This is a genomic window from Xanthomonas cucurbitae, from assembly GCF_002939885.1.
Lineage (GTDB): Bacteria > Pseudomonadota > Gammaproteobacteria > Xanthomonadales > Xanthomonadaceae > Xanthomonas > Xanthomonas cucurbitae.
The window spans coordinates 35,505-46,569 of record NZ_MDED01000003.1 but is presented as its reverse complement, the minus strand read 5'-3'; the positions used below and the strand labels follow the sequence as shown (position 1 = coordinate 46,569).

11 protein-coding genes are annotated in these 11,065 nt (G+C 66.4%); 2 read left to right on the top strand and 9 right to left on the bottom strand.

Annotated features, from left to right (window positions below; translation table 11 throughout):
* Positions 1-140: 140 nt before the first annotated feature.
* The 6 genes from XcuCFBP2542_RS02570 to XcuCFBP2542_RS02545 all read right to left on the bottom strand — a co-directional run bounded on the left by XcuCFBP2542_RS02570 (position 141) and on the right by XcuCFBP2542_RS02545 (position 5,210).
* A complete protein-coding gene (locus tag XcuCFBP2542_RS02570; RefSeq protein ID WP_104602069.1) occupies positions 141-506 on the bottom strand; it encodes a hypothetical protein in 366 nt (121 codons plus the stop codon).
* The gene (locus XcuCFBP2542_RS02565; RefSeq protein WP_104602068.1) at positions 503-1,096 is read right to left on the bottom strand and encodes a bactofilin family protein; all 594 of its coding nucleotides are present in this window, start codon (positions 1,094-1,096) and stop codon (positions 503-505) included. Before XcuCFBP2542_RS02565 ends, XcuCFBP2542_RS02570 begins: the two co-directional genes overlap by 4 nt.
* Positions 1,097-1,193: 97 nt before the next feature.
* Positions 1,194-2,903, bottom strand: coding sequence for a diguanylate cyclase (locus tag XcuCFBP2542_RS02560; protein ID WP_104602067.1), 1,710 nt, complete (start codon positions 2,901-2,903; stop codon positions 1,194-1,196).
* 114 nt (positions 2,904-3,017) lie between these two features.
* Entirely contained in the window at positions 3,018-3,344 is a 327-nt protein-coding gene (locus XcuCFBP2542_RS02555; protein ID WP_104602066.1) for an XAC1346 family secretion chaperone, read from the bottom strand.
* Positions 3,345-3,570: 226 nt separating this feature from the next.
* A complete protein-coding gene (locus XcuCFBP2542_RS02550; RefSeq protein ID WP_016904096.1) occupies positions 3,571-3,912 on the bottom strand; it encodes a hypothetical protein in 342 nt (113 codons plus the stop codon).
* 122 nt (positions 3,913-4,034) lie between these two features.
* A complete protein-coding gene (locus XcuCFBP2542_RS02545; protein ID WP_104602065.1) occupies positions 4,035-5,210 on the bottom strand; it encodes a thiolase family protein in 1,176 nt (391 codons plus the stop codon).
* Between the two features lie 159 nt (positions 5,211-5,369).
* Between XcuCFBP2542_RS02545 and XcuCFBP2542_RS02540 the strand changes: the two genes are divergently transcribed.
* Complete coding sequence (locus tag XcuCFBP2542_RS02540) at positions 5,370-8,240, top strand: autotransporter serine protease (protein ID WP_104602064.1); 2,871 nt, start codon at positions 5,370-5,372, stop codon at positions 8,238-8,240.
* A gap of 98 nt (positions 8,241-8,338) precedes the next feature.
* Here the strand turns inward: XcuCFBP2542_RS02540 and XcuCFBP2542_RS02535 are convergent, their stop codons facing one another.
* Both XcuCFBP2542_RS02535 and XcuCFBP2542_RS02530 read right to left on the bottom strand, forming a co-directional pair.
* Positions 8,339-9,439 carry a Glu/Leu/Phe/Val dehydrogenase dimerization domain-containing protein gene (locus XcuCFBP2542_RS02535; RefSeq protein ID WP_104602063.1) on the bottom strand — a complete coding sequence of 367 codons (1,101 nt, stop codon included), beginning with the start codon at positions 9,437-9,439 and terminating at the stop codon, positions 8,339-8,341.
* 187 nt (positions 9,440-9,626) lie between these two features.
* Complete coding sequence (locus XcuCFBP2542_RS02530) at positions 9,627-10,154, bottom strand: YgjP-like metallopeptidase domain-containing protein (RefSeq protein ID WP_104602062.1); 528 nt, start codon at positions 10,152-10,154, stop codon at positions 9,627-9,629.
* Positions 10,155-10,369: 215 nt separating this feature from the next.
* Here XcuCFBP2542_RS02530 and XcuCFBP2542_RS02525 point away from each other — a divergent pair, with 215 nt between their 5' ends.
* On the top strand, positions 10,370-10,543 hold the full coding sequence (locus XcuCFBP2542_RS02525; RefSeq protein WP_006452844.1) for a DUF1328 domain-containing protein: 174 nt from the start codon (positions 10,370-10,372) through the stop codon (positions 10,541-10,543).
* Positions 10,544-10,706: 163 nt separating this feature from the next.
* Here the strand turns inward: XcuCFBP2542_RS02525 and XcuCFBP2542_RS02520 are convergent, their stop codons facing one another.
* Positions 10,707-10,961: a DUF2789 domain-containing protein gene (locus XcuCFBP2542_RS02520; protein ID WP_104602061.1), complete on the bottom strand. Its 255-nt coding sequence runs from the start codon at positions 10,959-10,961 to the stop codon at positions 10,707-10,709.
* Positions 10,962-11,065: the final 104 nt, after the last annotated feature.

Genomic DNA, 11,065 nt, shown 5'->3' with positions numbered 1-11,065 from the left:
AGATCCTGAGAATGGGAATGCATGCTGCTGGGAAGAGAACGCGCTCGCCATCCCCGTGCTGCGTGCGCGAACGCTGTATCGGCCTGCGGACGGGCGCGATCTTCTGCGCGCCCTCTCATTGCGGCCCGCAATCGTCCAGGCTAATGCCGCGTACGCCGCCCGGGCGCGCGCACGGCCTTCGCTTCCACCGCCAGGGTGAAGCCGCGTTCCTCACCGCCCAGCATGGCGCCGACATCGACCACCTGGCGGCGGATCTCCTCGCCCTTGCCATTGCGCACGATCACCACCACCGTGTACTCCCACGGATCGCCATCAGCGGGATGGCGGATGGTGCCGTCCACCTTGAGCGGCACGATCGGTGCCGGCTGCGCGTGTTGCGCAGCCGCCGAGTCGAAGCGCAGATGGTGCTTGCAGGCCGGGCAGACGCTGGCGCTTTCCAGGATCGTGGCCTTGCAGTGCGGGCAGCTGCGCGTGGCGCCGGGCGTGCCCGGGCGGGGTGCACTCATGTGGCGTCGCTGTCGCCGCCGCTGCTGCTGCCGGCAGCAGCGCTGCCATTGCCACTGCCATTGGCCTTGCCGCCACTGGCTGGCCTGGCCGCGTCCTCGCCCCAGCCGAAATCGGCCTGGCCGCGCATGCGTGCGCCCGAGGCCACGGTGAGGCTGCCGGCCTTGACGTCACCGACCAGCACGCCAGAGGTTTGCAACTCCACCTGCGCGGCCGATTCGATATTGCCTTCCAGCTCGCCGGCGATGATGACCTTGTTGGCGCGCACGCCGCCGTTGAGTTTGGCGCCGCGTTCGATGGTGAGGTCGCCCTTGACGTTGACATCGCCCTTGAAGCGCCCGGCCAGTCGCACATGCCCGGCGCCTTCGATCTTGCCTTCGATGCTGATGTCGGCGGCGATCAGCGATTCCTTGGCGCCGTCCTGCCGCGGTGAGGCGGCCGCGGTCGGCACCGCGCTGGGTGCGGTGCTGGCCGGCACCGGGGGGGCAGGGCTGGCGTCGGCGGTGAACAGCCGGCCGTCGGCAGCCGGAATCTCGGGGGCGGCGGGGGCGCCGTCTTTCTTGTTGGGACCTGGATCGCGCCACATCGACATCGGATTGCCTCGCTTCGGGGGTCGAAGCCGACTATCGCCGCGTCAATCAATATTTTTTGTGACAGTCCGCGCAATCCGGGATCGACGGCGTGCCGGCTCAGTCCCGCGGGGGTACTTCGGTGCCATGTCGCTCCACCCGGTTGCGCCCACGGTGCTTGGCCGCATACAACGCCGCGTCGGCCTTCTGGATCAGGGTGGCACCGAGTTCGCCATCGGCCGGGAAGCTGGCCACGCCGATGGAGGCGGTCACCCGCGGCAAGGTGCGCTGGCCGTCGCTGACGGCCAGCGCTGCGATATGGCCGCGGATCTGTTCGGCCAGGCGCATGGCTTCTTCGCCATCGGCCTCGGGCAGGATCACGGTGAATTCTTCGCCGCCATAGCGGCAGGCCACGTCTTCGGCGCGCAGGCGGGTCAGCAGCAGCTCGCCCACCGCAGCCAGCAGCAGGTCGCCACCGGTATGTCCCTGGCTGTCGTTGAACCGTTTGAAGTGATCGACATCGAGCATCAGCACCGATAACGGCAGGCCGCGTCGCGCGCAGCGCGCCAGCTCGTGGCTGAGCGATTCTTCCAGGTAGCGGCGGTTGTACAGGCCGGTCAGCGCATCGCGGATCGACTGCAGGCGCAGCGATTCGCGCAGGCGCAGGTTGCTCAGCGCCAACGACAGCTGCTCGGCGGCGGCTTCGGCGATTTCCAGCCGCGGCAACGGCCCGGGGCCTGCCGAGGACAGGAACAGGAAGCCGAGCTGGGTGCCTTGCGCGGACATCGGCAGGCAGGCGGTGGCAAGGACTGCATCGCCTTCGGGTATCTGCAGATGCCCGCACAGTGCATCCCGGCGCAGGTCGTCCACCGTGTGCGGCTGGCCACGACGCAGCGCCCAGCACTGCTCCGGCAGCAGGTGTGGCGCGCTCTGTACCAGCGGCTCGCCCCAGTGGCTGATTGCCTCGGCGCGGTCTTGCGAGGCGCGCAACAGGTACACGCTTCCGGCGATGCCTGGCAGCAGGCTGGCCAAGGTACGGCTGGTGACCTCCAGCGCCTCTTCGGCGCTGACGCAGCTCTGCAACAGGCCGGTGTAGCGGCTGATCAGGTTGAGATCGGCGGTGCTACGCTGCAGGGCACTCACGCTTTCGCCCAGCTCGCGGTTGGCTTGCGCGGCCAGCCGCTCGGCATGGGCCCGATGACGCAATTCGCGCACCAACAACGCATTGACCGCGCCGACGACCAGCAGCCCGAACGGAATGCCGGCCAAGGCCAGCACCAGCAGCAGGGTTGCGCTTTGCCGGCTGCTCTCGGCGCGCTGCGTCAGCAACTCCTGCTCGGCCTGCACCATCGTCAGCGCCTGTTCGCTGATGGCGGTGGTGGTGCGGAACGCACTCTGCCGGATGTTCGCGCGGGCCGGCTCCAGGCCGCTCTGCGCATAGATGTCCAGCACCTTCTGGATCTGCTGCAGCCGGGTCTGGACCAGCGTCTGCAACTGGGCCAGGCGCTGCTCCTGCGAGGGATTGTCGATAATCAGCCGGCGCAGGTTGTCGAGCAGGATCGGCAGGCGCTCGATACTGGCCTGGTAGTTCAGCAGATAGGCTTCGTTACCGGTCAGCAGGAAGCCACGCTGCGCCGATTCGGCATCCAGCAGGCGGGCCTGGATTTCATCGACCCGGCCGATCACCTCGTGCGTGTGCGAGACCAGCGCGGCATCGGCCAGCGAGCGGCGTGCGCCGATGAAGATGCCGATGCCGATGACCACGAAGATCAGCGCGGAAAACAGCAGCGCCAGCTGGTTGCGGCGGCGCGATGTAAAGAAGGTGGGCATGCGTAATGCTAGCGCGCCGACCTGGACAACACGAGAGGCAGTGCAGGGGGTAACGTGCGCGCCGGCACGGATCGGCCGGCGCGCGGATACCCAGGGGCGGCGTGCGCAGGCGCCTTAGTGCTCCGGGTGCTCGGCGTCCTGCCGCTCGGCGTTGCGTTCGGCCTTGTCGGCCATCTGGCGGGTCTTGTCGGCGGTGGCATCGGCAGCATTGGCCGTGGCGCGGCTGGCATCGGCGGCCAGCTCGCGTGCGGCCACGCGTGCATCGGCGGTGGCTTCCTTCGCCTGCACGGCGGCGCGGTCGGCGGCTTGTTCGGTGGCAGCAGCGGCGTGCTTGGCCGCAGACGCGGCGTCGCGGCGCGCCTGTTCGGCGTCGGGCCCCTGGCAAGCGGCCAGGGCGAAGGTGGCAATGGCGCTCAACGACAGCAGGTGGATCGTCTTCATGGTGGGTCCTGTTCCGGTTCCGGTGTTGGAAGCCCGAGCTTAGGCAGGCACCGATGCAATCCGCGTCAAGGCGCAGCTCGCCAGGGCTGCCCGGCACGGCGGTGGTATCAGGTGACGGATCCGGGCGCAGTGGCTGGGCGAGCCGTCTGCCCGGCGGCGCACAGGCAAAGAAAAAGCCGCCGGAAACCAGCGGCTTTTTCCGAACACGCTTGGAGCGAAGAAGTGATTACTTCTTGGCTTCTTCAGCGGTGTCCTTGGCAGCTTCGGCGGTGTTTTCAGCGGTCTTGGCAGCGTCGGCAGCCTGCTCAGCAGCAGCGTCGGTCGCGGCGCCGGAAGCGGCCTGGGCAGCGTCGGCAGCGGTGTCGGCCGAAGCAGCGGCGGTGTTGGCAGCAGCCTGAGCGGCGTCAGCCGACTGCGAGCCCGAGGCAGCAGCCTGGTCGGCAGCGGTCTGAGCGTCGGCAGCAGCTTCGTTGGCCGAAGCAGCAGCGTCCTGAGCCTGTTCCGGCTTCGAGCAAGCGGTCAGGGCCAGGCCCAGCGCCATTGCGATCAGCAGCTTGTTGATGGTCATTGTTTCAATCCTCGTCGTTAGATTAGGCAACGCGCTATTGCGCGCCCCCGACATGATGACGGCCACAAGACGGGTGTCAAGCGCACGCGCATTCAGTTTTGCAAAATCGCCGTTAAAGGCTGTTAAATCAATTCGATAGCAATGGCGGTCGCCTCGCCACCTCCGATGCAGAGCGTGGCAATCCCGCGCTTGCCGGCGCGCATGCGCAACGCGTTCACCAATGTCACCACCAGCCGTGCGCCGGACGCGCCGATCGGATGACCCAGTGCGCAGGCGCCACCATGCACGTTGACCTTGTCGTGGGCAATGCCCAGCTCCTTGATCGGTGCCATCGCCACCACCGCGAAGGCTTCGTTGATTTCGAACAGATCCACCTCGTCCAGCTGCCAGCCGATCTTGTCGACCAAGGTCTGGATCGCCGCGACCGGCGCGGTGGTGAACCACTCCGGTGCCTGCGAATGGGTGACGTGGCCAACGATGCGCGCCAACGGGGTCACGCCGCGGCGTTGCGCGTCGTCGGCACGCATCAGCACGGTGATTGCCGCGCCATCGGAAATGCTCGACGAACTGGCGGCGGTGACGGTGCCATCCTTCTTGAAGGCCGGCTTCAGGGTGGGGATCTTGGCGATGTCGGATTTGTCGGGCTGTTCGTCACGATCGATGACGACCTCGCCCTTGCGCGTGGTCACCGTGAAGGCAACGATCTCATCGTTGAAGGCACCGTCGCGTTGCGCGGCCTGCGCGCGTTCCACCGAAGCGATTGCGAACGCATCCTGGTCGGCGCGGCTGAAGCCGAATTTTTCGGCGGCGGCTTCGCCGAACACGCCCATGGCCTGGCCGTCGTACGGGTTGGTCAGGCCGTCCCAGGCCATGTGGTCGACGGCCTGGAAATTGCCGTAGCGATTGCCGGTGCGTGAATGGGGCAGCAGATGCGGTGCATTGCTCATCGATTCCATGCCGCCGGCCACCACGATACTGGCCGAACCGGCCTTGATGAGGTCATGGCCGAGCATGATCGCCTTCATGCCCGAGCCGCACACCTTGTTGATGGTGGTGGCGCCGGTGGAGGTGGGGATGCCGGCGGCGATCGCCGCCTGGCGCGCCGGCGCCTGTCCAAGATTGGCCGGCAGCACGCAGCCGACGATGACCTCGGAGACCTCTGCCGGGGCGATTCCCGATTGCGCCAGCGCGCCTTCCATGGCGGCAGCGGCGAGCATCGGTGCCGGCACACCGTTGAATTGGCCAAGGAACGAGCCGATGGCAGTACGTTTGGCAGCAACGATGACGATGTCGGACATGAGCGGATACCGTTTAAAGTGAAACGATTATCTGCTGCATGGCCGATTCGCGCCAGCGAGCCGGCGTGCCGGGACAGCCACGGGGGCGATGTCGTATAACGGCACTGTTCGGGCCCGGATCCGGGTCCGGCCATGGACTGGGTTTGGGGGAGAGCAGCGATGAACAAAGGGCATGTCGCCAGGACTGTGCTGGCTTCGGCGTTAGCCGTGGCGTTGACCGCGTGCGGCGGCGGGGGAGGTGGTGGCGGGATCCGTCCGACGCCGCCGGTCTCGCCCCCGCCGACGTCCCCTCCACCGCCGCCACCACCGACCTCGCCACCACCGCCGACCTCGCCACCACCGCCGACTTCACCGCCACCGCCGGTCACCGCACCGACGCCGGAGCCTGCCATCGATGCGCATCTGGCACTGACCAATGCACGCGCGGCGCAGGCATTGGGCTTCACCGGCGCGGGCTATCGCATCGGGGTCATCGACAGCGGCATCAACAGCAATCATCCGGCGCTGCAGGGGCGGGTGAGCGACAGCTTCATCTATGTCGATCCGCGAACCAACAACGTCGCCGTGGGCGACGTGGTCGGGCACGGTACCGTTGTCGCCGAGCTGGCGGCCGGCCGTGCCGTGGCCCAATGGCCGGGCGGTATCGCGCCCGGCGCGGGCCTGGTGTCTGCGCGCATCATCAACGACCGGGCGCCGGTGGATGACGGCAGCGGCCAAGGCAACGAGGTGGATGGCCCGCTGGGATTGGGCCCCGTGCATGCGGACCTGATCGGTGCCGGCGTGCGCATCATGAATAACTCCTGGGGCGGCCTGTACTGGAACGACGCCTCGGTCACCAACCAGATCGCGCAGGAATACCGGTCTTTTGTCATCAACAACGATGGCCTGGTGGTGTTTGCGGAGGGCAACGAATCGCGTGCGCAGCCTTCCGACACCGCAGCACTTCCCAGTCAGCCGGGCCCCAACGGCACGTTGCCGGCAGCGGACCTGGAGCGTGGCTGGCTGGTCGTCGGGGCGCTGGATACCGCCAATCCCACGCAGCTGGCGTCGTATTCCAATGCGTGTGGGGTGGCGATGCGCTACTGCCTGGTGGCGCCGGGGACGTCGATGTTCATCGACCCCGATGCCACCGCCAGCAACATCCGCTATTTCTATGGCAGCGGCACCTCGTTCGCCGCACCGCTGGTCTCCGGCGCAGCGGCGCTGGTCTGGCAGGCATTTCCGTACTTCAACAACGATCTGGTGCGCCAGACGCTGCTGGGAACGGCCACCGATCTGGGCGCAGCAGGCGTCGATCCGGTGTTCGGCTACGGCCTGCTCAATGTGGGCAAGGCGGTCCTGGGGCCGGCGCGGTTCGACTGGGGCACGGTGGATGTCAACGTGAACACCTTGCGTTCGACCTGGGCCAACGACATCAGCGGCACCGGTGGCCTGACCAAGCGCGGCGCAGGCACGCTGGTCCTGGGCAGCACCGCCAATACCTTCACCGGCGATACGCAAGTCCTTGGCGGCACCTTGCAGACCGCCAGCCTGGAGAGTGCACGGGTGGGTATCGCCAATGGGGCGAGCCTGATCGGCGCGGGCAGGATCGGCGGACGGGTGGACAACGCCGGTGCGCTCCAGGTCAACAGCGCGGTGCTCTCGGTCAACGGCAACTACACCCAGGCCAGTAACGGGCGCCTGGCGCTGAATGTCGGCGATCGCCTGGACGTGAGCGGCACCGCTACCATTGCCGGTGACCTGCAACTGCTTGGCCGGCGCAGCTACGTCGTCAACAACACGACCTATCCGGTGTTGCAGGCGGCCAACGGGCTGCAAGGCACGTTTGCCACGACCAGCAGCGGGCCGGCAGTGACCTTCCTCAACGCCACGGTGACCTATGACGCCAACACGGCGTTCGTGTCGCTGCAGCGCATGGATGTCACCGCAGTCGCCGCATCGCTCGGTGCAGTGGGGACGGCATCGATGGAGTCTGCCATTCGGGTGGAGCAGGCGTTCCAGAAGGTAGACGCGCAACAGCTGCAGGGCAATGGTGGCATCAGCGGCAGCTTCATGCGTGCCGCAGCGGCGTTGCAGCAAGCGCCCGACGCCAAGGCGGCAGCGGATTCGCTACGCAGTCTGTCCGGGCGTGCGCATGCGGCCTCGGCGGCGATGACCTTCGACACCATCGATCTGGGCCGGCGCGCGCTGGCCGCGCATTTCGACGGCCTGTCGCAGCAGCCGCGCCTGCTCGGCAACTGGCAGCGCGCGCTGGGCGGTCCGGGCGAGGGCGGGGTGACCAGCGCCGGGTTTGCCACCTCCGGATGGATGATGGGCAACGACCTGCGCCTGGTCTCTGGCGCGGTCACCGGGTTTGCGTTCGGCGAAACGCGTTCCAACAGCCTGGGCGATCTGGATGGCGCGCGCGGCCGCGATCGGCAGGTGCAGGCGCAGTTGTACTGGGGCACCACGCTGGGGGCGGCCTATACGCTGGGTCAGCTGGGTGTGGGCAATGTCAACCGGCAGATCGAACGGAACCTGCAGTTGGGCGAGGACCGCAGCAGCGCCTTCAGCGACTACAGCGGCAGTTATCTCAGCGGCAACCTGGAAGCCGGCTATCGCTGGGGCCACGCAGCCGCCTCGCTGACGCCGTACATGGGCCTGGATTATGTGCGCCTGCGCAGCGAAGGCTTCCGCGAAAGCGGCGGGGATGGTTTCGGTCTGCGTGCCGATGCAAGTACCTCATCGCGCACCCAGGCGCTGGCCGGCGTGCGGTCGGCATACCGTTGGCGTGGACTGCAACTGGGCGGCTATGCCGAATGGCAGCAGGCGTTGAGCAGCCAGGGCTTGATGCTGGATGCCAGTTTCATCGGTGTGGATGCCTGGGCTCCATTGCGCGGCATGCAGCCGGCGCGTTCGGGCGGGCTGTTCGGAATCGCCGCGTCCGCGCCACTGGGGCAGCAGAGCCAGCTGCGTTTCGGTTACGACCAGCGGGTGGGCGAACGCGGCGACGATCGCGCGCTGAGCCTGAAGTACAGCGCCGATTTCTGATCGGTGTGCATCACGTCCGGGCGCAATGCCCGGGCGTGGCGTTTGCAGCGGCGATCGCGCGCTGCCTCCGGCGTGACACCCAGGCTGTCTGCTGCCGGTTACTCGCCGCGTAATTTGTGCAGGAAGCGCGGCGCAGTGCGACCTAGCGGCAGTTTGAGTTTGCTGATCGCCTCGATGCGGGCTTCGGCAATCTGATCGGCGGCCTGTTGCGGCGGCACGTCCTGCTGTGTGGACAGGTCGAAGACCTTTTCCAGGTTGTGGTAGATGCTGCGGATCAGGCGCATGGCGCGTTCGCGGTTGTAGCCGTCGATTTCCAGCGACACATTCATCACCCCGCCGGCGTTGACCACGTAATCGGGCGCATACAGGATGCCGCGCCGGTGCAGCTCCACGCCGATGGCGGCGTTGGCGAGCTGGTTGTTGGCGGTGCCGCAGATGATGCTGGCCTTGAGCTGCGGCAGCATCTGTTCGTTGATGGCCCCTTCCAGCGCGCAGGGAGCAAACACATCGGCCGGTACCTGGTGAATCTCGTCCGGGCGCACGGCCTCGGCGCCGTATTCGGCGACCGCACGCTCCACCAGCGCCTGGTTCAGGTCGGCCACATACAGTTTTGCGCCACGTTCCTTGAGCAGCTTCACCAGCTCCATGCCGATATGGCCCAGGCCCTGGATCGCGATGCTGGCCTTGCCTACTTCCTCATGGCCGAGCTTGCGGTTGAGCGAGGCCATCAACGCCTGCAGCGCACCATAGGCAGTGAACGGCGCAGGGTCGCCGGAGCCGCGATGTACCTGGTGCACGCCGGTGACGTATTCGCTTTCCAGGTAGATCTGCTCCATGTCGTTGACGTCGGTGCCGACGTCCTCGGAGGTGATGTAGCGCCCGCCTAGGGTGTCGACGAAGCGGCCGAAGGCGCGGAACAGCGCCTCGTTCTTGTCGGTCCTGGGGTCACCGATGATGACCGCCTTGCCACCGCCGACGTTCAACCCCGCCAGCGCGTTCTTGTAGGTCATGGTGCGGCTGAGCCGCAGCGCATCGTTCAATGCGGCCTCGCTGTCGGGGTAGGGGCGCATCCGCACGCCACCCAATGCCGGTCCCAGAAGGGTGCTGTGCAAGGCGATGATGGCCTTGAGGCCGGCATCGCGGTTGTGACAGAAGATCACCTGCTCGTGGCCGGTGATATCGAGGGTGTCGAAAAGCATCGAAGGCTCCGCGGGGCTGCGTGATGTGCCTTCCCTGTCGCCGGGCCGTGACCCATGCAGCGGGAAACAAAAAACGCGACGTCTGCAGATCCGGTCCGGGCAGGTCGCGCAGCGACATTTTAAACCACCTCGGCAGGGGGTGGTGCATGAACCTGTTCACCCACCCTGGCGATGCCCTGCTTGGCGCTCAGCCGTCAGTCTGCAGCGCCAACTGGGTCAGGTACAGCCGCAAGTCGAATTCCAGCTGGTGATAGTCGGCGACGATGTGGTTGCACAACTGATAGAACGCCTTGTTGTGGTCTGCCTCCTTCAGGTGCGCCAATTCGTGCGCCACTATCATCTGCAGGAAGGCTTCAGGCGTGTCGCGGAAGACGGCGGCAATGCGGATCTCGCGGCTGGCCTTGAGGCGGCCACCATGGACGCGCGAAATGGCGGTATGCGTGCCCAGCGCGTGTTTCACCACCTGCAGGTGATTGTCGTAGATGGCCTTGTGCAGGGTGGGCGAGGAGCGCATGTAGCGCTCCTTCATCGCCTTGACGTAGTCGTACAGGTGGCGATCGGTGCGAATGGCGTGACGGTCCGGGTAGCGCCGCGCCAGCACCGTGGCGAGCTTGTCCTGCGCAATCAGTTCGCGCACCTGGTCCAGCACGGCAGGCGGGTAACCCAGGAGATAGCGCAGCGTGTCCATGGCGATCGAATCCTGAAAGAGCCGCATGATCGCCGATGCCGACGCGACCGGCTATCAGGCAGTGAAGCATCGCGCAGCGGCATGCAACGCAGACCCGCATTTCAGGCCTATGTGGCAGCGTGTGTCAGCCGCGTTCACGAATGCGGGACGCCCGGCTCGCTAGCGTGCGGCAGATGCGCTGCGATACATGTCGCAGGTATCTGATCGAGTAACGGCGCAGTGCCGAATGAGGAAGCGACAACATGATCAAATGGGCCATTATTTTCGCCATCATCGGCCTGATTGCCGGTGCGCTGGGATTCGGCGGCATGGCGGGCGCTGCGATGGGAATCGCCAAATTCCTGTTCTGGGCCGGCATCATCATCGCCATCGTGCTGTTCGTGCTGGGCGTGACGATCGCCAAGAAGGTGACCTGACCGGCGCGTTGCAGTTGGCTCGCCCGCGAGAAGCGGACGTGCCAACTGCATCACCAAACGAGCGGCCTTCGGCCGCTTTTTCATTGCATTCGCGTCGTCCGGAACAGGCCGGTTGCACAGTGGGTGGCCCCGTGCAACCGGCCATCGACCATCTTGCAGGCGATCAAGCGCCAGCGGTTTCGCCGCTGCTGTGCAGGGCGATATTGAGCTGGTCGATGGTCACGATCCAGTCGGCGTCGTCCAGGCGCTCTTCGCGCAGGAGTTGGGCCTGTGCAGGCGTCCAGAACGGTGCTTCTTCCAGGCGCATGTCGCCCGGCAACGGGGAGTTGTGTGCGATGAAGTCGCGGATGCCGGCTTCATCCGATGGCAGGCCCAACTGGGCGAACAGTTCGGAAAACGGGTGAACGGGCTGTTCCATTGCTAGAGTCCTTGGGTGGGCGGCTGAATGCTAAAGCACGCAGGTTGAGCGCACTGTGCACGCCCGCTTGGATTTGCCTGCAGCGATGACCATATTGAGGATCT